Genomic DNA, 22,379 nt, shown 5'->3' with positions numbered 1-22,379 from the left:
CGCGGGACCGCAGAGCGCTACTCCGGCGTGGCCCCTTCGATCCGGATCTCGCCTTGCATAGTGGCGGCGTGTGGCGCACAGACGTAGGTGGCCATCTCCTTGCGGGCTTCAAATGTGAGGAACTGATCGGTGGGCTGCTCTTCGCTAGTCAACTCCGTCGAGAGGTCGTCGACGACCTCGTCGTCGGCGTTTCGAATCTCGATGTTGTGCACGGTTCCGTCGCCCTCGGTCCAGCCGAGTTCGTACGTTTCGCCGTCCTCGAGGACGAGCGTCGGGTTCGGTAGGTCTTCGACGGACGCCGGTGCGATCCCCTCCCATTCGATGGTCCGTGCGCGGAACTCGACTCGCGTTCCCGGTTCGATCCGGACCTCCTGGCCCGCCGCCGGCCCCTCGTCGTCGGACTCGTCCGACCCGCGGTCGACGGGCGTCTCGACGACGATGTCGCCGCGCATCGTGCTCTCGTGGGGGGTGCACACGTAGGTGGCCATCTCCTCGGTGGCCTCGAACTCGAGCCACTGTTGCTCGCCGGGCTCTTGGGTCACGGGCGTCGAGAGACCGTCGACGACGTCATCGTGGGCATCCCGGATTTCGATGTTGTGTCCGAGGCCGTCGCCCTCGGTCCAGCCGAGGCGGTACGTCCGGCCCGCCTCGAGCGTGAGGGTCGGGTTCACGTCGCCCTCGATTCCGGCCGGCTCGAGGGCCCGCCAGCCGTCGAGTTCGCCGCGGAGTTCGATCTCGAGCGGCGCCGCTTCCGCGTCGTCGGCCGCCTCGTCGCCGTTGGACTGCCCCTCGTCGTCGGTCCCGTCCGGCTCCGATCCCTGCTCGTCGGACGGTTGCGAGCCCGCGTCGTCGGTGTCGTCCGGGTCGTCGACGCTGCTCTCGTCGATACAGCCGGCGAGCGCGGCGGTCGCCGTCGCGAGCCCGGCGGCCCGAACCACGGTCCGGCGAGTCATCCGGTCGGAATTGGCCATGTCCCCACTACTGTCATCCGGTAGAAAAGTTCTTCTCCTTGACCACATCGCGTGTTTCGCTCTCGTTCGTCCGCACAATGTCGTCACAGTAGCCGCTGTTTGCGTTTTAATTGAGTCGGCACTTTCCTTCGTCGGGAAACCGCAGAACGGAGACTCGAAACGGATAAATCGGCGAGAAAACGCAATACCGTTCGGCGTCTAATTACGGCGAACGCTGTCCGTCGTTACTCTTCGGACTCGTTGCCGTTCTCGGACTCGTTGCCGTTCTCGGACTCGTTGCCGTTCTCGGACTCGTTACCGTTCTCGGACTCGTTGCCGTTCTCGGACTCGTTGCCGTTCTCGGAGTCGCCGCCGTTGCTGCCTTCGACCTGAATCTCGCCGACCATGTTACTCGAGTGGGGCTGGCAGACGTACTCGGCCATGTTCTCGCTGGCCTCGAACTCGAGCATCTGATCCTCCTCGCTCTCGATCTCGTCGGCGGTCGTTTGATCGGTCGAGAGGTCGTCGACGATTTCGCCGCTGTCGTCGTGAATCTCGATGTTGTGTTCGGCATCGTCACCCTCGGTCCAGCCGATCGTGTAGCTTTCACCGGCCTGAAGGATGAGGGTCGGGTTCGATTCGCCCTCGATGTCGCTCGGAGCGAGACCTTCCCACTCAGTCGTCTCAGCGCTAAACTCGATCGTCGTGTCGGGTTCGATCTCGTACCCGTCTTCGCCGCCGTTTTCGCTACCGTTGTCGTCGCCACCGTCGCCGCCACAGCCGGCGATGAGTGCAGCAGCTGCCGTTGCGCCTGTAGCCTTCAACGCCGTCCGCCGTGAGATTGGGTTATCTCGTGCCATCACTACGGGATTAGGATTGAGTACATAAAAATTGATACCCTCTATCGTGACACTGTCATGTGTTCACACACCATTCAGCGTTCTGGTAAGTTCCCGTGATATGACAGTCCGAGACGACTCGAGAGCGCCTCACAGACCGTTATAGCACTCGACGACTGCGCGAGTGAAACCGAACTTCGGACCCTCTCTCCTTCCTGTATTATATTCCTTCTGACAACGAGGGTGGGTGAATCGTACGATTTGTCGCGGTCGACGACAGAGCGGCTCAGAACGGTCCACGGTCTTCGGTTGCGAACTCGTTGCGACGCCCGATCGACAGGCGTAGGAAGACCGGTACGGCCAACAGTGCGATGGCGATCTCGAGGCCGCCGACGGCGAGGAAGGCGAGGCCGTAGCCGTAGTCGCTGGCGACGGTGCCGCCGATCAGGAAGCCGCCGAGGAAGCCGAGGCTGCCGGCGACGTTGAAGCCGGCCATCGCGAGGCCGCGCTCGCTCTCGGCGGCGATGTCGGTGACCAGCGCCATCGTCGCCGGCGAGACCAGCGCACCGAGGACGCCGACGCCGACCATGCCGATCGCCGCGGTCGCGATCGACGGCGCGGCCCCGACCGCGAGGATCCCGACGCCGTAACACACCGAGCCGACGACGATCGGTATCGTTCGACCGATCCGGTCCGAGAGCGCCCCCATCGGGTACTGTAACAGCGCGAAGGGGGCGAAAAAGCACGCCAGCAACAGCCCGGTCGCGGCGGGACCGACGTCGAAGGCGTCCTGGAAGTAGAGCGTGCCGACGAGCGCGAAGAAGCCCGCCGTCATTCGGTCGATGAAGCCGAAGGCGAAGGGGATCGACAGCGTCGGTCGCTTCCGAACGCCCTCGAGGAGCGCGCGAACGGCCCGCCGGCTGTCGGGCGAGCGGTCCGGGACACGCGTGACGAGCAGGCCGACGACCACGAGCAACCCGGCGGCGCCGAGCAGCGGCGCGAGCGGGTCCGCTTCGGAGAGCTGGCCGCCGATCGGGGCGCCGAGCGCGGCGCCGAGACCGATGGCGATCCCCGCCGCGCCCATGTTGCGGCCGTGACCGCCCTCGAGGTCCATCAGCATGGTCATCGTCAGCGAGAACGCGCCGATGGTCATCGCGCCCTGTACGACCCGCATGACGAGGACGCCCTCGAACGGGATCGATCCGATCGCGGGAACGGCGGCGAGGGCGGCGTAGCTGGCGGCGCCGGCGAGCGCCCCGGCGACGATGAAGGGCGTGCGACGCCCCGTGATATCGCTCGCGGCGCCCCAGACGCCGACGAAGGCGACGTAGCCCGCGAACTCCGCGACGAGGAACCACATGCTGGCGTCGAGGTCGGTCGCCGCGAACGCCGACGTCGCCGCGTCGGCCCCGAGCGCGTCGACGAGGGTCGACACGCCCGGGTAGAGCAACAGCTGGGAGAACAGCACGGCGAAGACGACGGCCGCGAGCACGATCCGGTCTCGGTCGCTCGAGTGCACGTTTCCCCCTTCTCACCGCTGGCTATCAAGGTCGTCGGTCTCGGCCGACTCCGGGGCGTTCCGCGTCCCCGTCGACCGCACGTCGGCTGACCGGCGGACCAGGTTCTCGACCGGGGCGGGCGCAGCCGAGAGAGCCGTCGGCGCGCTGGCGGCGCCGCGGGATAATAACCGACTCGATGAACCGATGCGCTTTCGTTCTCTGACGACCTGTCTTCTTCGATGACTTTCACGCGCCGCGGATTCCTCGCAGCGGGGGCGACCGCCGGAGCGAGCGCGCTCGCCGGCTGTACCGATTTCGTCGCCGATTCGCTCTCGTCGGATTCGGCGACCGTCGCTCGAGGGGCCCTCGAGGAGACCGGCTACGCCGAACGCACCGTCGAAGAGGTCGTCGTCGAGCGGACCGTCGGTCGGTTCGGACTCGAGCGGACGATCGAGGCCCGCAACTGGTACGCCGAGTACGACCGCGCGCTCGCGCTCGACGCGCTCGGACTGGGACGGTTGCAGGCGTCGGTCGTCTCCGTGCTCACGACGCCGCAGGTGTCGGTGCTCGGGAAGACGTTCAATCCCGTCGGCGACTACTCCACGGACGAACTCGTCGCCTTGATCCAGAGCCGGTACGACGAACTCGAGGGCGTCGAGCGCGTCGGCGCGGAGTCGGTCTCGATACTGGGGGCGGAGACGACGCTGGTCCGCTACCGCGCCGAGGCTCGATTGATCGACGCCGGGACGACCGTCGACGTCTTCCTGCAGGTCGGCGAACCCGTCGCCCACGGAGACGACTTCGTGATCGGCGTCGCCGTCTTCCCCCAGGCACGGGGCTTCGAAACCGAGTCCGGGAACGTTCGGACGCTGCTCGAGACCCTCGAGCACGGCTGAACGGACGACGGAGTGGCGTCGCGTGACGCCTCGAAGACCCCAACCGAGGCCACCGTTCGCGTCGAACCAATCGAATCCACAGGATTACGTCGAACCGGCGACACCGTCACCGGCATGAAAGGTGTTCGGTCGTGACGCAGCCGACTCGGGACGACGAAACCGTCAAGGACCTCGTTCAGCAGCACTGGGACGGCCGCGCGGCGACGTTCGACGAGGAGCCCCACCACGGGATCCACACCGGCGAACAGCGCGACCGCTGGCTCGAGGTCCTCCGCGAGACGATCGGCGACGACCCGCGTCGCGTCCTCGACGCGGGCTGTGGAACGGGCGTCCTCTCGCTGTTGCTGGCGGAACTCGGCCACGACGTTACGGGCGTCGATTTCGCGCCGTCGATGCTCGAGCGCGCCCGAGAGAAGGCTCGAGCGGCGGGCCAGTCGGTCGAGTTCCACCGCGGGGACGCGGAGGCGCTCGCCGCTCCGGACGACGCGTTCGACCTCCTCACGGCACGACATCTCGTCTGGACGCTTCCGAATCCCGCGGCGGCGATTCGAGAGTGGCAGCGAGTGGTCGAGCCGGGCGGTCGGATCCTCCTCGTCGAGGGCTACTGGGACCACGACGAACCGTGGGACGAGTATGAAGTGATTCACGACGACCTCCCGCTGTACGACGGCCGACCCCCGGACGAACTGCGCGAGGTGCTCCTCGAGGTGGGCCTTCGGGACGTCACGTACGAACCGCTGCAGGACTCGACGCTGTGGGGTCGAGAGCCCCGCCACGACTATTATCTGATGAGCGGGACCGTTCCGCGCTGACGCGGATCGGTCGAACGACGAACGTACTGCGATCTCGTCCGGAAACGATCGCTACGGGCGCGCACGAGCGAAGCGCACCGCGTCGCCTACGGCCGAATGTAGGCGTACCCCTCGTCCTGCAGCCGGGTCAGTTCCCCGCCGCCGGAGGGGACGGTCTCGACGCCGTCGACGAGGTCGGACTCCGCGAGGTCCTTCAGTTCGAGGGTGTTGCCACAAGCCTTGACCGCGATGCCGGTCTCGAGCAGTTCTTCGACCATGTTGCTGCCGTCGCCGCCGGCCGTCAGCGGTTCGATCCCCTCGGCCTGCGCGACGATGGCGATGTCGTCGATCTCGACGGAGTCGTCCTCCGTGAGGTTCTCGGCGATGGTGAGGGCGGTCTGTCGCTGGTCCGGGTCGTCGGCGATCAGGTGGAATACTGTCTGCACGATCGGCTCTCGGCCACGTGCGATGGTAGTTGTTGGCCCTGCAAGGTGAGGTGGCTCGAGCACTCGTAGTTTCGCGCTTCGAACTCTCACGCCGTGTGAGCATCTGCGAGCGCAGCGAGCAGTTTGCTACGAGAGAGCGTTGCTCTCTCGGCGTCAAGCGAAGCCTTCGGCTTCGCGGACAGCGAGGAACCGGAGGTCCCTCGAGCAGTCGGCGCGAAGCGCCGACGACCTCGCGAATCTCCGATTCGCTCAGTCACGAAAGAGCGCTCTGCGCTCTTTCGAACGACACCGCCGGAGCGGGCGAAGCCCGCGGAGGCGGCCCTTTTTCATCGAAGTCCGCGAGAGCGACGCTCTCGGGGGCCCATCAGAAATCGAAGATTTCTGAGGACGTTTTTGCGCCGAGCGGTGAGGAGCGAAGCGAGCGAACCCGAGGCGGAAGAAGTTCGTGCGTGTGAATACCACTGAATCGGCTGCGGTTTTTGCCGTTACTGAGACGCATATGTCTCTGCAGTAGTATGCATACGAAACATGAGCGACGACGCGAGCGACGGGACCGCCGACGAATCGGAGCGTCCCGAGCGCGGTCTCGGGACACGAAGCGTCCACGCCGGCCAATCGCCCGATCCGGAGACGGGAGCGATGGCCCCGCCGATCTTCCAGACGACCTCCTACGTCTTCGACGACGCCGACACCGCCGCCGACCGCTACGCCCTGGAGGACGACGGCTACATCTACTCTCGCATCGCGAACCCGACCGTTCGCACCCTCGAGAAACGCCTCGCCTCGCTCGAGGGCGGCGCGGACGCGGTCGCGACGGCCAGCGGGATGGCCGCGCTGGATTCCGCCACGCTGATCCTCGCCGAGGCGGGCGACAACGTGGTCTGTTCGACCGACACCTACGGCGGCACGACGGCCTACTTCTCGAAGACCGCCTCCCGCAGGAACATCGAGACGACGTTCGTCCCCACCCTCGAGTACGACGCCTACGACGACGCCATCGACGAGGACACCGCGTTCGTCCACGTCGAGACGATCGGCAACCCGTCGCTGGTGACGCCGGACTTCGAGCGCGTCGCCGAGATCGCCCACGAGAACGGCGTCCCGCTCGTGGTGGACAACACCTTCGCGACGCCGGCGCTCTGTCGCCCGCTCGAGCACGGCGCCGACGTCGTCTGGGAGTCGACGACCAAGTGGCTCCACGGCTCCGGCACGACCGTCGGCGGCGTCCTCGTCGACGGCGGCTCGTTCCCGTGGGGCGAGCACGGCTACGACGAGATCGCGGGCCCGAACCACGCCTACCACGACGTCGACTTCTCGCGGGACTTCCCCGAAGCCCCCTTCGCCGCGACGGCGCGCTACCGCTCGCTGCGCAGCCTGGGGAACCAGCAGTCGCCGTTCGACGCGTGGCAGACCCTGCAGGGCCTCGAGTCGATGCCGCTGCGCGTCGAGAAACACTGCGAGAACGCCCAGGTCGTCGCGGAGTACCTGGCCGACCACGAGGACGTCGCCTGGGTCACCCATCCGGGTCTCGAGAACCATCCGACCCACGACAACGCCCGACAGTATCTCGCGGACTTCGGCGGCATGGTCGCGTTCGGCCTCGAGGGCGGCTTCGAGGCGGGCAAGACCTTCTGCGAGAACGTCGAGGTCGCGCAGTTCCTCGCGAACATCGGCGACGCGAAGACGCTCGTCATCCACCCCGCGAGCACGACCCACGGCCAGTTGACCTCCGAGGAGCGGGAGGAAGCCGGCGTCACCGACGACCTCGTCCGGATGTCGGTCGGGATCGAGGACCCCGCGGACATCCTGGCCGACCTCGAGCAGGCCATCGAGGCCGCGAGCGACTGACACCGACACCCTGATTCCACCAACTCACAGCTATGACGACCAAAGACACGATCGACCTCGGCGAGTTCCAGTTCCTCTCCGGGGAATCGATCCCGAACCTCGAGGTAGCCTACGAGACCTACGGCGAGTTTACGGGCGACAACGCGGTGCTGATCTGCCACGCGCTCACCGGGAGTTCCCACGTCGCACGGCGTCCCGACTCGGGCGGCGACACCGCCGGTCAGGCCCGCGCCTGGTGGGGCGACGTCGTCGGCCCCGGGAAGGCCATCGACACCAGCGAGTACTACGTGGTCTGTGCGAACGCGCCCGGGTCGTGTTACGGGACGACCGGGCCGTCCAGCGAGAACCCCGAGACGGGCGAGCCCTACGGGACCGACTTCCCGCCGGTCACGGTCGGCGACTGGACCCGGTCCCAGCGCAAGTTGCTCGACGAACTCGGCGTCGGCCGGCTCCGCGCGGTCGTCGGCGGCAGCGTCGGCGGGATGAACGTCCTCGACTGGCTGCGCCGGTACCCGGACGACGTCGAGCGGGCCGGCGTCGTCGCTTCGGCCGCTCGTCTCGATCCGCAGTGTCTCGCGCTCGATACGGTCGCCCGGCGGGCGATCACCAGCGATCCGAACTGGAACGGCGGCCACTACTACGACGGCCCCGAGCCCGAGGACGGGCTGGCTCGAGCGCGCCAGATCGGTCACATCATGTACCTCTCGAAGGCCTCGATGAGCCGCAAGTTCGGCCGGCGCTCGGCGGGCCGGGAGACCGTCCGCGAGGAGCAGCCCGACCCCGCGGCCGCCTTCTTCCCCTACCGGGAGGTCGAGTCCTATCTCGACTATCAGGCCGAGAAGTTCGTCGATCGGTTCGACGCCAACAGCTACCTCTACATGACCCGCGCGATGGACGACTTCGATCTCTCGGCGGGCTACGAGTCCGACGCCGACGCGCTGGCGGCGTTCGAGGGGGAACTCCTCTTGCTCTCCTTTACCGGCGACTGGCACTTCACCACCGAGCAGGCCGAGGCGCTGGCCGAGGCCGCCCGCGAGTCGAGCGTCGACGTCGCCCACCACGTCGTCGAGTCCGACCACGGCCACGACGCCTTCCTCGTCGAGCCCGAGAAGGTCGGGCCGCCGCTGTCGGACCTGCTCGAGACCGGCCTCGCCGGACGGGCGATCACCGACACCGCCGGCGAGGACGAGCCGGTCGAGTCCGAGTCGTTCGCGCCGGTTCACACGAGCCTATTTTCTGAGTGATACGTTCGGCGCGGTAGTCAGTTAATTCACCGATACGCGCCGTTTATCCAGCTCAGATATTGATATCTGCTACTACAGTGCCGTAACTTATAATATCTCTCTGTTTGATGTGTCGCCGATGGCAGACGAGAGGCAACTCGAGTACGAGGACGAACAGACGGACGACCGGTCGGCACAGCAGCCGGCGGTCGAACGAGCCAACGCCGGCGGCAGCGAGCTGCCGATCAAACAGGGGGCGGTGTTCGGGGCGATCACCCTGATCGCGACGTACCTCTCCCACCTGTTCCTGACGGCCATCGCGACGGCCCGATCCACGCCCGCCGCCGGCATGGTCGGCGAGGGCGAGGACGCCTCGCTCGTAGTCACGGAGATGGTCGCCTCCTGGAAGGCCGCGGGCTGGAGCTATCTCAGCACGTTCGGCACCGGGTTCGAGGCCGAAGGCGAAGTGGCGTCGCTCGGCGGCGTTCCGAACCACGGCGCCGCGTCCGTCAGCGGCGCGTTCTCGATGTCGACGCTGTTCCTGTTTCTCGTGACGGTCGGCGGGGTCGCCGCGGCCGGCTACGCGGTCGCCCGGCACACGGCGGCCGACGACGCCGTCGAGGCGGCGAAAGCCGGCGCAACCGTCGCCGTTCCGTACTTCGCGTTCGCGCTGCTGGCCGCGCTCGTGATGACGCACACCTTCTCCGAGGGCCCCGCCGTCGAGGCACTCGTCGGCGGCGAGTTCAGCGCCGGCGCCGTGCCGGGCCTCGAGGCCGCCGATTACCTCGGCTCGGAAGGCCACGTCACCTCCGAGATCGAGTTCGGACCGTCGATCACTGACGCGATCCTCTACGCCGGTCTCATCGTGCCGGTCGTCCTCGGAGCGCTCGGCGGCGTCGCCGCTCGGCGAGAGGACGCGCTCGAGAAACTGACGGCGAAGGTCGATCAGCTGTAGGATCGCGACCGCAGCGTTTCGGAATCGACGAGGCGCAGCTTCGAATCGATCGATACGCTTCTTCGGGTGCGGTACACTCGTCGTCAGACGCCCGACGGAATCGTGTAAACAGCGAAGGAATTAGTCGGCGGAGCCGTCGGTCGACGAGCGGTACTGGTGATCAGCGTCCGACGGGACGAACTGGCTGGGGTTCGACGTCGAGGAGCCGGTGAGCCAGCGCCGGAGATCGCTCGCGAAGAGGACGGGGCTCTCGAGTCGGAGGAGCCGACCCGTGATGCTCATCCCGGTCGGCGAGCGGATCATCGCGATCAGGGCCCACATCGTGCCGGCCGCGAGCGACCCCATCGCGGAGTTCGACATGCCGAGGCTGAGGAAGGTCACGCCGTAGACGAACCCGATCGCCATCGAGGGGAGGCTCGTTCCGAGGGGAACGCGAGCGCTGGCGTCGCGGAGGGTCGGCGCCAGGAAGATGATCGAGAGCCCGCTTCCAATCATGAAGATGAAGTCTTGCCACATCATACAAGTACTTACTCGATCGCGAGTTAAAACCCTCTCGGTATTGAAATCGGCCGTTATGGTGGACATTCGTCGATCCGTGATTGTTCGCGCTCGGGTCCGATACCGGCATGATCGATAGTGTTGAATTCGGTCGACTCAGCGGTCGCTCTCGAGTAATACGACCTGGTAATGAGGCGTAGTCGTCCGAGCGACGCGGTCGAAATCGGAGAAACGAGCCGTTACTCGCCGCGCTCCGAGAGGACGCCTTCCTCGAGGAGGACCTCGCGGGCCTCGGCCATCGAGGTTACGACGACGTCGCAGTGGGGTTCGACGGCCGGTTTCGGCTCGAAGCCGACCGCGAGGCCGGCGACTTCCAGCATCGGCAGGTCGTTGGCGCCGTCGCCGACCGCGACGGTGTCTTCGAGGTCGGCGCCGACGTCGTCGGCGAGGGCCTCGAGCGCGTCGTCCTTGGTGCCCTCGATGAGCGGCCCCTCGACGGCGCCCGTGAGTTCGCCGTCCCGCATCGGGAGTCGGTTCGAGACGATGTGGTCGACGGCGACGTCCTCGCGCTCGAGCGCGGCGGCGACGCCGCGTTCGAAGCCGCCGGTGAGGATCGCGGTGGTGATACCGGCGTCGTTCAGTTCGGCGATGAGGTCGGCGGCGCCCGCCCGGAGTTCGACCTGACCGAAGGCCGCCTCGGCATCGGCTTCCGGCAGGCTCTCGAGGAGCGCCGCGCGCTTGCGGAGGCTCTCGGCGTAGTCGATCTCGTCGTTCATCGAGCGCTCGGTGATCTCGGCCATTTCGTCGGCGACGTCGCGGCGATCGCCGAGCAACACGGTCATCTCGGAGTCCGAAAGCGTCCCGTCGAAGTCGAAAGCGACGACTGTCATCGCCCGCCGATTGTCGGCCCCCGGATAAACCAGTTCAGGTTTCGCCGCGGCTCCCCGACGGTCCTCCGAACGGTCGCCCGCCACCGCAACGCTCTCCCGTCGTCCCCTCCCAGTTCGAACCCCTCGATGACGCGACTACGACCGGGTGAGCCGAGCCGATGACGACGAACACCACTCTCGAGGTCCTCGCGCTCGCGCTCGTCCCGGCGATCCTCTGGGGGTTCACTCCGATCTTCGACAAGCGCGGCATGGCCGCCGGCGGCGACTCGGTGCAGGCGTCGCTGGTCGTCGCCCTCGTCGACTCGGGGATCTACTGGCTGGTCATCGCCGCGCTCCACGGACGGTCGGCGTTCTCGGAACTGACCCTCGAGATCCTGGCCGTCTTCGCCTTCGCGGGCGTCGTCGGCACCGCCGTCGGCCGGATCGCGATCTTCGTCGGCGTCGACAGGGTCGGGGCGAGCCTCAACAGCGCTATTCTCAGCACCCGACCGCTGTTCGCGACCCTCCTCGCGCTGACCTGGCTGAGCGAACCGCTGGGCCCGGTGACCGGCGTCGGAATCGTCGTCCTCGTGGCCGGCCTCGCCCTGTTGACCGCCTCGAGAGGCGGCGATCTGAGCGGCTGGACGCCCCGGGACCTGCTGTGGCCGATCGCCGCCGCCGCGACCTTCGCCGTCGCGAACGTCGCGCGCCGGTACGGGATGCTCGAGACGCCGCTCTCGGCGCTCGAAGCGGTGGCGCTCAACGAGACGGCCGGGCTGGTCGCGCTGGTGGCCTACGTCTTCGCCGTCGGCGGTCGCGATGCGCTCGAGCGTCCGCGGGAATCGTACCGCTACTTTACCGGCAGCGGCCTCCTGACGGCCGTCGCGATGCTGTCGCTGATGACCGCGCTCGGCCTCGAAAGCGGTCGAATCGCGCTCGTCGACCCGCTGGTGGCGACCGCGCCCTTCTTCACGCTGGTGTTCGCCGCCGTCCTCCTGCGGGACATCGAGCGAGTGACGAAGGGCGTCGTCGCGGGCGCGGCGTTGATCGTCGTCGGCGCCGCGTTGATCACGCTCTGAACTCCCCGAGGAGCCGAGTCGCTCGAGAGGGGAGGTCCGGATGCGCGGACGGGATCGGAGGCGCCGTCTCCGAAGTGGACGGTGACTAGGTTTCCACGACGCGCACGGGATCCCCGACGCGAAGCGTTTCGCCGCGGTCGGCTTCCGGCACTCGAGAGATGAGCATCACCGTGTAGTAGTGGTCGAAGGCGTCCGCGTCGGCCCAGTCGGGGAACGTTTCCTCGCGTTTCTCGACGAATCGCTGCTGGAACGCCTCGATCGGCTCGCCGGACTCGGGATCCCGTCGGGGGACGACGCAGCGACCGCAGGGGGTGACGCCCGCGAACCGGACGCCGTCGACCTCGAAGGCCGGAGCGTCCTCGCCGACGAAGCGGTCCTCCCAGAACGGCTCGACGCCGCCGATCTCGACGTTCGCGCGGAGGCGCCGGCGGGCCCCCTCGACGGTCATTCCCTCGTCTTCGAACCAGTCGGCGACGGTCTCGAGCGTGGCGGTGCTGATCACCGACGGCCCCATCTCGCGGCGGTCGACGTAGCCCAGCGACCGGTCGCGCTCGAGGGTCAGGTCTTCCTCGAAGAAGTCGCCGAACCACTCTTCGGCGCGGTCGCGGCCGGTTTCCGTCTCGAGGTCGAACCGGACCCGTTCGCCGTCGGGCGCTTCGACCGAGAGTTCGGTCCGTTCCGGATCGAAATCGGTCCGCAGGTCGTGGACCCGATCCGTCCGCTTCCCGTTGAGCACCTCGCCGTCCGCGTCGAAGAGGGCGAACTCCCGATCGGACGCGAGCGTGCCGCCCTCGAGGAGTTCGGCGGTCTCGAGTTCGATACCGTCGAGTCCCTTGATCGGATAGACCCTGAGCCGCTCGAGTCGTGCCATTAGCAGAATGTGACACGAGACGCACATATAGTTGTTCGTTCGAACGTCATCGGCGGCGACGGCCCGCCGGTCGGCGCCGGTAGCCGATCGCTCGGACGACGGTTCGATCGGGCCGCCGGCGGGCGCTCCCCGTCGCGTTACTCCTCGCCGACGCGACGGGCGGTCACCCGAAACAGGTTCAGCCGCGTGCTGAACACCTGCGCGTCGCCGACGAGTTCGTACTCCGCGTCCGTCTCGAGTTGCTCGCGCGCGAAGAGGTGGGTCGTGGTTCCGACCGCCCCGCCCTCGAGCGTCGAGCGAGCGACGTAGCCCGCGTACTCGTCGGGTTGCGTGAGGACCGGCACCGTTTCGCCGTCGGGCGTTCGAAGAAGCCGAACGACGGTCGTCGCCGGCAGCCGATCGACGAGGCGAACGGTCAACCCCGGCCGGTAGTCGTCGAGCGATACCAGCACGAGATGACGGTCTTCGGACTGCGCGTCCGCCTCGGACGACTCGGTCTCGACGTCGGTGGCTTCGATCGAGGCGGACGTACCGACGACGACGATACTGGCGGTGCCGATCCGCGCTTTCGATGCGTTCGACGACTCGCCCGCTGCGGCCGACGACTCGTTCGACTGATTCTGACTCCGTTCGGCGGTCATGTGACGGTGTGGTAGTGGCGGTCTCTGTCGGTCGTTCGTCCACCGGCGTCGATCCGGACCCGCTTCCCGAACCCGATCAAAAATAATCGACGGAGGAGTACGCGACGGAAGCGCTACGAGACGTCGGTCGAGAGGAGGTTCAGCGTCGGGCTGAACATCGTCGCTTCTTCGCCGAGCGTCGCGCTCTCGCCGCTACTGATGGTCCCGCCGCGGATGAACATGAGCGTCGTGGGACTCACCGGACCGCCGTCGACCTGGTACCGCACGACGTGGCCGACGTACTCGTCGGGCTGGGAAATCTCCGGAACGGCCTCGCCGTCGGCGGTCTGGAGGATCTGCACCGTCGTGCTCGTTTCGAGCTGCGAGATGACCTCGAAGTCCTCGCCGGCTTCGTAATCGTACGTGAAGACCAGTATTTGTCCGTCGCCGTCGTCTTGCACCATTGTCAGTCACCTCCCATATCGGCGGTCGTGTCGTTTCCGGTCGTGGTGGGCTCCTCTTCCGTGACGTTGCCGTTCTCCTCTTGGATCACGTCGCCGTTCTCCTCTTGGACGACGTCCCCGGTGTCCTCGGTCGTGTCGGTATCGGTCGTAGCTCCAGTGCTTCCCAGCGTCGTGTTGAGGAGGTTCAGATCGGAACTCAGCACCGAAGCCTCCTCACCCATCGTCCCGCTGTCATCGGAGCTCAGGCTCTGGCCGCGCACGAACAGGAACGTCGTGATCCCCGACTGCTGGCCGATGTCGTATCGGATGATGTGACCGGACCACTCGTCGGGCTGGGAGATCTCCGGAATGGTCTCCCCCTCTAGCTGCAGTATCTCGACGGTCGTGCTCGTCTGAAGCGGCGCGATGACGTCGAAGTTCCCGCCGGGATAGTAATTGTTCGCGAAGACCGCTACTTGGTCTCCCTGTGCTCCGACTGTGGCCGTCCCGAAGGCGCCCGTTCCGAGCGTCAGCGCACCCGTCGCGAGTGCACCCTTCGCCATGAACGATCGCCTCGAGTCGCCTGTCGTGTCTTGTTCACTCATTTTTGCTCTCACGCCCTCGTGGGCGCACAATCCTTGCCCGAGTTGCCAGATAAACGCCGCCGACCGTTCCTTCTAGTATCCATCAATTTAATATGAGTAGCAGTATTCAGTGGTTGTTTCGACAGTATCCGGTAATCTGGTACGTCTAACGCTATTGTTCGTATGATGGATCTGGAATATAAAGGAGTTTTTTGGTCCAATCTGTCGGATAGCTGGTTCTGACAGGCCCGGGTAACGATCGCCTCGCGCGAGCAAACAGCTGATTGCGTCGTCCGTTCGAGGAAATAGTTACTGCCGCGGGTGACAGCCCGTTGAACGGACGCAGGCTCGCGATCAACGATATTCTACGCGCCGAAATACAGCGATATGCGGCGATTGATCTCGCAACGGTCCGCGTCTCGAGCGAGATCGTTCGGCCGGATCGATCCGTTCCTGTCCGTCATCGAATACGCACCGACTCGCGGTCGCGACTGTAACGGAAATCGTCACCTTCCGACCGAACGGTTCCGCTTCGTCGATCCGCGCCGCGGCCAGATCGTCCGGAATCTCGACAGACGGGCGACGAGTGAACCGGCCGAGCGCCGGTGCGGACCGGTCGCCGGGTGGTTCGCGATCACCGCTCGATCCGGACGGCGCAATCGGACGCTGCGTTTCGAACGGTAGCATCATTTATCCAGCCAGTCATCCAACTGCGCCGGAGCATGGTACTGGATAGCAATGTCAACCGACCGCACCCTCGAGGCGTGTCCCGTCGACGATTCGTGGCGACGGCAGCCGGCAGCGCGGGGCTGCTGGCGATCGGCGGGATCTCGTCGGCCCAGGACGATGGCGGCGAGTTCCCCGACGCTCGACTCGTTTCGACTCGGGATTTCGACGCCGAGATCATCCACACGCTCTACACCTACCGGAAGCGGCGCGCACTCGAGGTGCTCCTCTCCGATCCGGAGGTCCACGCGGTCGCCGAGGACATGCGCTCGAGTTACGAGGCGTACGATCCGTACACGAACTCCCTCGACGCGGTCAGCGTGCAGGGCAGTCCGGACGTCGAAATCGAAGGCGGTCTCGACGAGGGGGTCGTCGACGTCACGGCCGTCGACAGACGGATCGCGTACGGACTCGTCGATCGCCGGACCGACTCCCTCGCCGCGCTGACGATCACTGACCCGCAGGACGTCTCGTGGCGGGCCTGGGAGGCGGACGACGCGGGGCTCGAGGAAGCGCGGCTCCGACGGATCCTCGAAGACGCCCGCGTACAGGAGTACGCCGACGGCAACGACTGGTTTCCGTCGCTGCCGGTCGCCGAATCGATCACCGCGACCGGCGAGATCGAACGCGGCGGCGTGATCCCGATCGTCCTGTTCGTCGACGAGGGCGAAGCGATCACCGCCGTGGTCGTCGATCTCGACGTGCGGAACGACGACGTCGGAGACGTGAGTGACGTGACGCGAGTCGAACGGTTCGTCGAGGTTCCGCCGCACGAACTGGCGGCGACCATCGTGCCGGCGGACGACACCGTCCTCGGAACCGTTCCGTCGGTCCCGCTCGAGCGGCGACCGTGGTACACCGCGGTCGACGGCGGCCACCGGATCGAGGACCCGCCGGAGCCGTTCGATCGGGACGGGTGGCGAATCGGGTGGGACGACTCGGGAGCCCACGGCGTCGAGATCGCCGCCGAGTTTCGGGAGCGCCCGGTGTTCGCGAGCCTCGAGTCACCCGTGACTTTCAGCGGCTACGGCCTCCCGGAACGCGACGGCGAGAACACGCTGGAGTGGTTCTTTCCGGACGGCGAGTCCGCGTTCAGCGGCGACGTACTGGTCTGGGACGTCCACAGCGTCGGAGTCGGCGGACCGGGACTGCTCGGTACCGTGACCTATCCCGGGGGCGCGGACCGACCGGCCGGATTCCGGTTCAGAGCCCACTATCAGACCGGCGCTCGAGGCGCCGAGGGTCGGGACCACCGCTCGGGCTACCGGTTCGGGCAGTCCAGTCACGAACTCGCCACGGAGTTCTGGGAGGACGGGACGGTCGTTCCGATCTGGCGCCGCCAGGGACCGGGGTTCGGTACCGAATATGCGGCCACGATAGCTGACGGAGTGTCTGCAGACGCCGAAACGGATGTCGAGGCCGATCCGGGCGCCGTCGTCGACGGCGACGCGAGCGAGAACGGCGTTCCCCATCACTCGATCGCAACGGTTGCGATGGACGTCACCCCCGGGACCACCGACGGCGTCGCGATCGAACGCTCCGACGGCGCCGAGTGGACGACGCCGGAAACGGAGTTCTACCTGGTCGGCGAGCCCGGGACGGCCGTCCGGTTTTCCAACCCCGAGGGCCCGGAAACGATCGGCGTTCCGCTCGAGGACGGCATGGAGGTCGTCGTCGTCCGCCGCAGCGCCGGGGAGATACCGGGCGCCCAGCGACTCGAGAACCGGGAGATCGAAACCGCGTTCGTCCATCCGGCGCAGTACATCGGCGACGAGCCGATCCAGGGCGAACGCGTCGTCGCCTGGCTCCTGCTGGAGGCCGCGACGGCGCGACTCCCCCACCCGACCGGGACCACGTCATTCGAAACGCAGGCGACGATGCGACTGTCCGGCTACTGAACCGTCCCGCGAGTCGGTCTCGTCGAAGCGGTAGTTTTTGCCCCCGTTGGCAACAACGGAAGGGTTTACGTGCTGCGCACGATTGTCTCGCGCATGAAAGTACTGGTCACGGATCCGATCGCCGACGCGGGTCTGGACGTACTCAGAGACGCCGGCCACGAGGTCGAGACAGGCTACGAGCTCGAGGGCGAGGATCTCCTCGAGGCGGTATCGGACGCCAACGGCATGATCGTCCGCTCCGGGACCGAGGTCACCGCCGAAGTGCTCGAGGCCGCCGAGGAGCTCGCGATCGTCGGCCGCGCCGGTATCGGCGTCGACAACATCGACATCGACGCCGCCACCGACGAGGGCGTCATCGTCGCCAACGCTCCCGAGGGCAACGTCCGCGCGGCGGCCGAACACACCGTCGCGATGACGTTCGCGACCGCGCGCTCGATCCCGCAGGCCCACATCCGCCTGAAGAACGGCGAGTGGGCGAAAAGCGACTACCTCGGCGCCGAACTCGACGGCAAGACGCTTGGCGTCGTCGGCCTCGGCCGCGTCGGCCAGGAGGTCGCCAAGAAGCTCGACTCGCTGGGCATGGACATCGTCGCCTTCGACCCCTACATCTCCGAGGAGCGCGCCGACCGACTCGGCGCCGAACTCGTCGACTTCGAGGACTGCCTCGCTCGTGCCGACTTCCTGACGATCCACACGCCGCTGACCCCCGAGACCGAGGGGATGATCGGCGAAGAGGAACTCGACCTCCTCGAGGACGGCTACATCGTCAACGTCGGCCGCGGCGGCATCATCCAGGAGGACGCCCTCGCCGCGAAGGTCGAGGACGGCACCCTCGCCGGCGCCGCGCTCGACGTCTTCGCCGAGGAGCCGCTGTCGGCGGACTCGCCGCTGCTCGAGCACGACGAGATCATCGTCACGCCCCACCTCGGCGCCTCGACGGAGGCCGCTCAGGAGAACGTCGCCACCTCGACGGCCGACCAGATCAACGCCGCGCTCGCCGGCGAACCCGTCGCGAACGCGCTGAACGCCCCCTCGATCGACGAGAGCGCGTTCCCGCGTCTGGAGCCCTACATCGACATCGCCGAGACCGCGGGCAAGGTCGCGGCCCAGCTGCTCGAGGGTCGCATCGAGGACGTCGAGATCACCTACGAGGGCGACATCGCCGACGAGGACGTCGAGTTCGTCACCGCGAGCGCCCTGAAGGGCGTCTTCGAACCGCTGGAGTGGCAGGTCAACGCCGTCAACGCGCCCCAGATCGCGGAGGATCGGGGCGTCGACGTCACCGAGTCCAAGACCCGACAGGCCGCGGACTTCCAGAGCCTGATCTCGGTGACCGTCAGCAACGACGACGACGAGGTCTCCGTCGACGGCACCCTCTTCGCCGGCGACGACCCGCGGATCGTCCGCGTCGACGGCTACCGCGTCGACGCCATCCCCCACGGGAAGATGGTCGTCACGCGCAACACCGACGAGCCCGGCGTCATCGGCCTCATCGGCTCCGTGATGGGCGAGCACGACGTCAACATCGCCGGCATGTTCAACGCCCGCGAGACCATCGGCGGCGAGGCGCTGACCGTCTACAACGTCGACAGCGAGATCCCCGACGGAGCCCGCGAGGAACTCGAGGCCGACGAGCGCATCATCGGCCTCAACTACATCACGCTGAACGGCCAGGCCTGAGCCGGTCGACCGGGAGTCGTCGGTTCGCGGCTCAGGGCTTCGCGTCCGCTCTCGCGGGAAGCGTCTGGAGACAGTTCCGACAGTACGTGTAGCAGTGATCGTTTTCCGTTCCGCAGACGCGACAGGTGACCGGTTTCTCGAGCTGTCTCTGTGAACTCATCGTCGGTGTTCAGCCCTCGAGGGTGATACCCGACGCGCTGACGTTTGCAAGCCCGTCCCCCGCACGGGGAACCCATCATACTTCAGTCAAGTCGGTGCCGTCGGACGCCGTACTCACGCCCGTTGGGAGGTCGAATCGCCGCTCAGTCCGTCCGACTGTCCCATTCCCGGATGCAACCGCGAGCGCCGCTCTTTTCGGCGGGTACCGATACCGTATCCCGCCGCGTCGGCGGTCGATATCGATTCACCATCTCGAGACGTTCACGACCCGATGATTGTGATCGGATATGACGGGTAGCATACATTTTTATGAGCCGGGATATTGCGCTTCCCGATATGAATCGTCGGAAATTCATCGCGGCGACGAGTGTCGGCGTCGGAATGGCGGGCTGTCTCACCGGGAACGGGACCGATGACGGTGACGACGGAACCGACGGCGACGGCGCGAACGACGCGAACATCGACGTAAACGACAACGAGGAGGGAAGCCGCTCGAGCGATCCCGGCACCGACGGGAACGGGAGCCAGAACGACAGCAACGAGTCCTCGGCCGATTCGGAGCCCGACGAGTCCGACGACTCGACTGGGGACGACGCCGACGAAACGGACGGCGACGAGAACGAGGCCGACGATCCGTCGGGGCGAACGACGTCGTTCGAATCCTGCGAGCGAGCGACGGTGTCCGGATCGTTCGCGGACGGCGACGTCGCCTTCGCGAGCACGGGATTCTACGACGACGACGGTCTCTTCGGCAACACGGTGATCGAAGACGGCGTCGTCTTCGGCGACGACGTCGACGCGCCCTTCTCGGGCACGGTCGCGTTCGAGATCGGCGGCGGTGCGGGCGTCTCCGAGGGGAGCGACGAGATCGTCGTCACGGTTCCCGACTACGGCGGCGTCGGCACCGTGATCACGTCGTTGACGACCGAACAGGCCGATTACGCCGCGGGCGCTCCGACGACGTCGAACCCGCACGCCGAGGACTGTCTCAGCGAACTCGAGGCCGAGGCCGGCGGCGGTGGCGACAACGACAGCGATGAGAACGACACCGACGGCGACGATAGCGGGTCCGCCGACGACGATAGCGGGTCCGACGGCGACGATAGCGGGTCCGCCGACGACGATAACGGGTCCGATGGCAACGATAGCGGGTCCGCCGACGACGCCGCGGCGTCGTTCGCGGTCTCGATCCGTAGTACCAACTCCCCGGTCGACGCGGGCGGCTACCTCGAGGGGACCGTCGAGGTCCGGAACACCGGCGGCGCCGCCGGCTCTGCCACCGTCGACCTCGTGGTCGGCCACGATCCGACGACCGTCGAATCGCGGTCGGTGTCGCTCGAGGCCGGCGAACGGACGACGTTCACGATGAGCTACCAGACGCCGCCGGTCGCGTCCGACCAGCAGTTCCCCGTTCGCGTCGAGACGGCCGACGATTCGGACCAGCAGACGGTACGCGTCCGCGGCGCCCAGTAACTGCGAGCGCGGCTTCCGACCGATTCCCGCGGCGTAAGAATCCGCCCCGTTTCTGAAACCGTACTCGAGCGTACCGGGACGTGATGCTATCGACAGCTGGGACCTCCGGCGGACGCCTCGTGCGCACGTCGCCGTTCGGCCGCCCGCAGCGGCCCGTTTCCCTCGAGTCTACCGCCGTCGTCCTCCGGTACGCCGCTCTCGAGCGGCCGCGGGCGAGGCCGCGGCAAAAGACCTATCGCCCTTCCAACCAACCGCCCGTACATGGACGACGACGTTTCGGTCGACTTCGGCGAGGACGGACTCGTCCCCGCCGTGGCACAGGACGCGGAGTCCGGCGAGGTGCTCATGCTCGCCTACGTCTCCCCCGAAGCCCTCGAGCGCACGCGCGAGACGGGACGGGCCCACTACTACTCGCGCAGCCGCGACGAACTCTGGGAGAAGGGCGCGACGAGCGGCCACGTCCAGGAGATCGAGGAGGTGCGCGTCGACTGCGACGCCGACACCCTGCTCTACCTGGTCGAGCAGGAGGGCGGGGCCTGCCACACCGGTCACCGGTCGTGTTTCTACCGGACGATCGAGGGCGAAAACGTCGGCGAAGCGGTCTACGACCCCGACGACGTCTACGGCGACGAGTAACCGACCATGAGTGAACGCGCCCATCGCGGCGGCGACGCCGCCGGAACCGGGTCCGCGGGACGGTCTCCCCTCGAGGCCCTCGAGGGGGCCCGCAGGCGGTTCGAGGAGGCCGACCAGCGGATCGAGGACGCGGGCGGCGACGCCGTCGCGGAGGCCGCCGAGGCCTACCGGGACGCGACGGAGTTGCTCGAGGAGTACGTCGATCGAGCGACGGGCACCGGCCGAGAGAACTTCAAGGCCTACGTCGAACTCGAGGGGCGGTTCGACTCGCTGGTTTCGGAGCTACCCGACGATCTGAAGGGCTACGAGGCGTTCGAGGAGGCTCTCGACGCGATCGACAAGCGCCGCCTCAGCGAGTCGGACTTCGAGCGCGCCCACGAGGCCCTCGAGCCGGCGGCCCGGTACGCCGAACTGCTCGAGGAACGCGAGGCCGCCCGCGAGGCGATCGACGAGGCCCGAACCGCCGCCGCGAAGCGCCGGCGGGAACTCGGCAACGAAATCTCGGAGCGCGAACGACTGGTCGAACTCGGGGAGGCCGACCTCGAGGCGCCGGTCGCGGAACTCCGCGAGCCGATCGACGCCTACAACGAGGCGATCGAGACGGCCTTCGAGGAGTACCGCCTCGAGGCGTCGGCTCGCGAGGTGTTCGACCTGCTCGAGCGGAGTCGCTGGTACCCCTTCGTCGACTACGAGCAGCCCCCCGACGACCTCGCGACCTACGTCCGCGAGGATCCGGCCGGCGAGTACACGATTCCCGAACTCCTGGAGTACGCGAACTACTCGCGGTCGAAACTCGAGCACTACGTCTCGAGCGCGGACGAACTCAAGCGCCGGGTGGCGACCCAGCAGACGTTCCTCGACGGGATCGACGCCGACCCGCTGACGATCCCGTGGCCGCCGGGCGAGGCGGGCGCGCTCCGCCACCGGGTCCGCGAGTGCCGCCCGTTCGTCGAGCGCGTCGCCGGCGAGGACGTCGTCGCGAAACTGCGATCGATCCGGCGGCTCGCGACCGATCCCGAGTTCGAGTACGATCGGCTCCAGACCGCGGCGCAGGCGGTCGCACGGCTCTCCCCCGCCGAGCGCGAGCGGCTGGCCGACGGCCGGGTCGCCGACGAACTCGAGTCGCTGCGAGACGAGCGGGCGCGACTGGAAGCGGCCCTCGAGGTCGAGGATCCGATTTAGTTGACCCCGCTCGATCGTTGTCGCTCGAGTTCTCGTCGGAGTTGTTGCCGGATACGCACGTCTGGGCTGCGACTGGAGCCACTACTGCTGGAAGAATAGACGCTCGAGGTGGAATCGTTCCGAGCGCCGTAGTGCGCTCTTGAGCGGTGATAATCCCCACGACGGCTAGCAATACGAACAGTAGACATCGAACGAAATACCTCCTCCGAGCACG

At 67.0% G+C, this 22,379-nt stretch carries 22 protein-coding genes; 11 read left to right on the top strand and 11 right to left on the bottom strand.

What is annotated here, in order from left to right; all coding sequences use genetic code 11:
* Nucleotides 1-17: 17 nt before the first annotated feature.
* From HTZ84_RS17145 to HTZ84_RS17135, 3 genes are all read right to left on the bottom strand, one after another.
* Nucleotides 18-971, bottom strand: a complete 954-nt coding sequence (locus tag HTZ84_RS17145) for a cupredoxin domain-containing protein (RefSeq protein ID WP_174681788.1) — start codon at nt 969-971, stop codon at nt 18-20.
* A 224-nt stretch (nt 972-1,195) separates the two neighbouring features.
* Complete coding sequence (locus HTZ84_RS17140) at nt 1,196-1,810, bottom strand: plastocyanin/azurin family copper-binding protein (protein WP_174681787.1); 615 nt, start codon at nt 1,808-1,810, stop codon at nt 1,196-1,198.
* Nucleotides 1,811-2,075: 265 nt separating this feature from the next.
* Complete coding sequence (locus HTZ84_RS17135; RefSeq protein WP_174681786.1) at nt 2,076-3,308, bottom strand: MFS transporter; 1,233 nt, start codon at nt 3,306-3,308, stop codon at nt 2,076-2,078.
* 219 nt (nt 3,309-3,527) lie between these two features.
* On the opposite strand from HTZ84_RS17135, the gene HTZ84_RS17130 reads away from it, so the two are divergent.
* Both HTZ84_RS17130 and HTZ84_RS17125 read left to right on the top strand, forming a co-directional pair.
* On the top strand, nt 3,528-4,184 hold the full coding sequence (locus HTZ84_RS17130) for a DUF6517 family protein (protein WP_174681785.1): 657 nt from the start codon (nt 3,528-3,530) through the stop codon (nt 4,182-4,184).
* Between the two features lie 131 nt (nt 4,185-4,315).
* On the top strand, nt 4,316-4,996 hold the full coding sequence (locus HTZ84_RS17125) for a class I SAM-dependent methyltransferase (protein WP_174681784.1): 681 nt from the start codon (nt 4,316-4,318) through the stop codon (nt 4,994-4,996).
* Between the two features lie 86 nt (nt 4,997-5,082).
* On the opposite strand, the gene HTZ84_RS17120 is transcribed toward HTZ84_RS17125, so the two are convergent.
* On the bottom strand, nt 5,083-5,421 hold the full coding sequence (locus HTZ84_RS17120) for a DsrE family protein (protein WP_174681783.1): 339 nt from the start codon (nt 5,419-5,421) through the stop codon (nt 5,083-5,085).
* Between the two features lie 528 nt (nt 5,422-5,949).
* Here HTZ84_RS17120 and HTZ84_RS17115 point away from each other — a divergent pair.
* From HTZ84_RS17115 to HTZ84_RS17105, 3 genes are all read left to right on the top strand, one after another.
* Complete coding sequence (locus tag HTZ84_RS17115) at nt 5,950-7,269, top strand: O-acetylhomoserine aminocarboxypropyltransferase/cysteine synthase family protein (RefSeq protein ID WP_174681782.1); 1,320 nt, start codon at nt 5,950-5,952, stop codon at nt 7,267-7,269.
* Between the two features lie 32 nt (nt 7,270-7,301).
* On the top strand, nt 7,302-8,513 hold the full coding sequence (gene metX / locus HTZ84_RS17110) for a homoserine O-acetyltransferase MetX (protein WP_174681781.1): 1,212 nt from the start codon (nt 7,302-7,304) through the stop codon (nt 8,511-8,513).
* 118 nt (nt 8,514-8,631) lie between these two features.
* A complete protein-coding gene (locus HTZ84_RS17105; RefSeq protein ID WP_174681780.1) occupies nt 8,632-9,447 on the top strand; it encodes a hypothetical protein in 816 nt (271 codons plus the stop codon).
* Between the two features lie 120 nt (nt 9,448-9,567).
* On the opposite strand, the gene HTZ84_RS17100 is transcribed toward HTZ84_RS17105, so the two are convergent.
* Both HTZ84_RS17100 and serB read right to left on the bottom strand, forming a co-directional pair.
* Nucleotides 9,568-9,966, bottom strand: coding sequence for a hypothetical protein (locus tag HTZ84_RS17100; RefSeq protein ID WP_174681779.1), 399 nt, complete (start codon nt 9,964-9,966; stop codon nt 9,568-9,570).
* 218 nt (nt 9,967-10,184) lie between these two features.
* A complete protein-coding gene (serB, locus tag HTZ84_RS17095) occupies nt 10,185-10,835 on the bottom strand; it encodes a phosphoserine phosphatase SerB (RefSeq protein ID WP_174681778.1) in 651 nt (216 codons plus the stop codon).
* Nucleotides 10,836-10,993: 158 nt separating this feature from the next.
* Here serB and HTZ84_RS17090 point away from each other — a divergent pair, with 158 nt between their 5' ends.
* A complete protein-coding gene (locus HTZ84_RS17090; protein WP_174681777.1) occupies nt 10,994-11,893 on the top strand; it encodes a DMT family transporter in 900 nt (299 codons plus the stop codon).
* A gap of 85 nt (nt 11,894-11,978) precedes the next feature.
* Here the strand turns inward: HTZ84_RS17090 and HTZ84_RS17085 are convergent, their stop codons facing one another.
* The 4 genes from HTZ84_RS17085 to HTZ84_RS17070 all read right to left on the bottom strand — a co-directional run bounded on the left by HTZ84_RS17085 (nt 11,979) and on the right by HTZ84_RS17070 (nt 14,432).
* Nucleotides 11,979-12,764 carry an MOSC domain-containing protein gene (locus HTZ84_RS17085; protein ID WP_174681776.1) on the bottom strand — a complete coding sequence of 262 codons (786 nt, stop codon included), beginning with the start codon at nt 12,762-12,764 and terminating at the stop codon, nt 11,979-11,981.
* 137 nt (nt 12,765-12,901) lie between these two features.
* The gene (locus HTZ84_RS17080; protein ID WP_174681775.1) at nt 12,902-13,405 is read right to left on the bottom strand and encodes a hypothetical protein; all 504 of its coding nucleotides are present in this window, start codon (nt 13,403-13,405) and stop codon (nt 12,902-12,904) included.
* Between the two features lie 113 nt (nt 13,406-13,518).
* Entirely contained in the window at nt 13,519-13,848 is a 330-nt protein-coding gene (locus tag HTZ84_RS17075; RefSeq protein WP_174681774.1) for a hypothetical protein, read from the bottom strand.
* A 2-nt stretch (nt 13,849-13,850) separates the two neighbouring features.
* On the bottom strand, nt 13,851-14,432 hold the full coding sequence (locus HTZ84_RS17070; RefSeq protein ID WP_217468236.1) for a calcium-binding protein: 582 nt from the start codon (nt 14,430-14,432) through the stop codon (nt 13,851-13,853).
* A gap of 761 nt (nt 14,433-15,193) precedes the next feature.
* On the opposite strand from HTZ84_RS17070, the gene HTZ84_RS17065 reads away from it, so the two are divergent.
* Both HTZ84_RS17065 and serA read left to right on the top strand, forming a co-directional pair.
* Nucleotides 15,194-17,035: a hypothetical protein gene (locus HTZ84_RS17065; protein WP_309138878.1), complete on the top strand. Its 1,842-nt coding sequence runs from the start codon at nt 15,194-15,196 to the stop codon at nt 17,033-17,035.
* 93 nt (nt 17,036-17,128) lie between these two features.
* A complete protein-coding gene (gene serA, locus HTZ84_RS17060; protein ID WP_174681772.1) occupies nt 17,129-18,715 on the top strand; it encodes a phosphoglycerate dehydrogenase in 1,587 nt (528 codons plus the stop codon).
* 31 nt (nt 18,716-18,746) lie between these two features.
* Here serA and HTZ84_RS23295 read toward each other — a convergent pair whose 3' ends face one another.
* Nucleotides 18,747-18,875 carry a DUF7577 domain-containing protein gene (locus HTZ84_RS23295; RefSeq protein WP_449271943.1) on the bottom strand — a complete coding sequence of 43 codons (129 nt, stop codon included), beginning with the start codon at nt 18,873-18,875 and terminating at the stop codon, nt 18,747-18,749.
* 335 nt (nt 18,876-19,210) lie between these two features.
* Between HTZ84_RS23295 and HTZ84_RS17055 the strand changes: the two genes are divergently transcribed.
* The 3 genes from HTZ84_RS17055 to HTZ84_RS17045 all read left to right on the top strand — a co-directional run bounded on the left by HTZ84_RS17055 (nt 19,211) and on the right by HTZ84_RS17045 (nt 22,165).
* On the top strand, nt 19,211-20,347 hold the full coding sequence (locus HTZ84_RS17055; RefSeq protein ID WP_254611772.1) for a CARDB domain-containing protein: 1,137 nt from the start codon (nt 19,211-19,213) through the stop codon (nt 20,345-20,347).
* Between the two features lie 261 nt (nt 20,348-20,608).
* Complete coding sequence (gene hisI / locus HTZ84_RS17050) at nt 20,609-20,983, top strand: phosphoribosyl-AMP cyclohydrolase (protein WP_174681771.1); 375 nt, start codon at nt 20,609-20,611, stop codon at nt 20,981-20,983.
* Between the two features lie 6 nt (nt 20,984-20,989).
* Nucleotides 20,990-22,165 (top strand): DUF7118 family protein, encoded by a 1,176-nt coding sequence (locus HTZ84_RS17045; protein ID WP_174681770.1) that lies wholly within the window; start codon nt 20,990-20,992, stop codon nt 22,163-22,165.
* Nucleotides 22,166-22,379: the final 214 nt, after the last annotated feature.

Origin of the sequence: Haloterrigena gelatinilytica (genome assembly GCF_013342145.1) — an archaeon.
Classification (GTDB): Archaea; Halobacteriota; Halobacteria; order Halobacteriales; family Natrialbaceae; genus Haloterrigena; species Haloterrigena gelatinilytica.
Note: the sequence above shows the minus strand (reverse complement) of the source record. Positions and strands in the feature narration are given on the sequence as shown.

Coding starts and splice junctions, on each gene's coding strand:
- HTZ84_RS17145 (WP_174681788.1), bottom strand. CDS start 971: ATGGCCAATTCCGACCGGATGACTCGCCGGACCGTGGTTCGGGCCGCC.
- HTZ84_RS17140 (WP_174681787.1), bottom strand. CDS start 1,810: ATGGCACGAGATAACCCAATCTCACGGCGGACGGCGTTGAAGGCTACA.
- HTZ84_RS17090 (WP_174681777.1), top strand. CDS start 10,994: ATGACGACGAACACCACTCTCGAGGTCCTCGCGCTCGCGCTCGTCCCG.
- HTZ84_RS23295 (WP_449271943.1), bottom strand. CDS start 18,875: ATGAGTTCACAGAGACAGCTCGAGAAACCGGTCACCTGTCGCGTCTGC.
- HTZ84_RS17105 (WP_174681780.1), top strand. CDS start 8,632: ATGGCAGACGAGAGGCAACTCGAGTACGAGGACGAACAGACGGACGAC.
- HTZ84_RS17100 (WP_174681779.1), bottom strand. CDS start 9,966: ATGATGTGGCAAGACTTCATCTTCATGATTGGAAGCGGGCTCTCGATC.
- HTZ84_RS17115 (WP_174681782.1), top strand. CDS start 5,950: ATGAGCGACGACGCGAGCGACGGGACCGCCGACGAATCGGAGCGTCCC.
- HTZ84_RS17085 (WP_174681776.1), bottom strand. CDS start 12,764: ATGGCACGACTCGAGCGGCTCAGGGTCTATCCGATCAAGGGACTCGAC.
- HTZ84_RS17045 (WP_174681770.1), top strand. CDS start 20,990: ATGAGTGAACGCGCCCATCGCGGCGGCGACGCCGCCGGAACCGGGTCC.
- hisI (WP_174681771.1), top strand. CDS start 20,609: ATGGACGACGACGTTTCGGTCGACTTCGGCGAGGACGGACTCGTCCCC.
- serB (WP_174681778.1), bottom strand. CDS start 10,835: ATGACAGTCGTCGCTTTCGACTTCGACGGGACGCTTTCGGACTCCGAG.
- HTZ84_RS17070 (WP_217468236.1), bottom strand. CDS start 14,432: ATGAGTGAACAAGACACGACAGGCGACTCGAGGCGATCGTTCATGGCG.
- HTZ84_RS17055 (WP_254611772.1), top strand. CDS start 19,211: ATGAATCGTCGGAAATTCATCGCGGCGACGAGTGTCGGCGTCGGAATG.
- metX (WP_174681781.1), top strand. CDS start 7,302: ATGACGACCAAAGACACGATCGACCTCGGCGAGTTCCAGTTCCTCTCC.
- serA (WP_174681772.1), top strand. CDS start 17,129: ATGAAAGTACTGGTCACGGATCCGATCGCCGACGCGGGTCTGGACGTA.
- HTZ84_RS17130 (WP_174681785.1), top strand. CDS start 3,528: ATGACTTTCACGCGCCGCGGATTCCTCGCAGCGGGGGCGACCGCCGGA.
- HTZ84_RS17075 (WP_174681774.1), bottom strand. CDS start 13,848: ATGGTGCAAGACGACGGCGACGGACAAATACTGGTCTTCACGTACGAT.
- HTZ84_RS17080 (WP_174681775.1), bottom strand. CDS start 13,405: ATGACCGCCGAACGGAGTCAGAATCAGTCGAACGAGTCGTCGGCCGCA.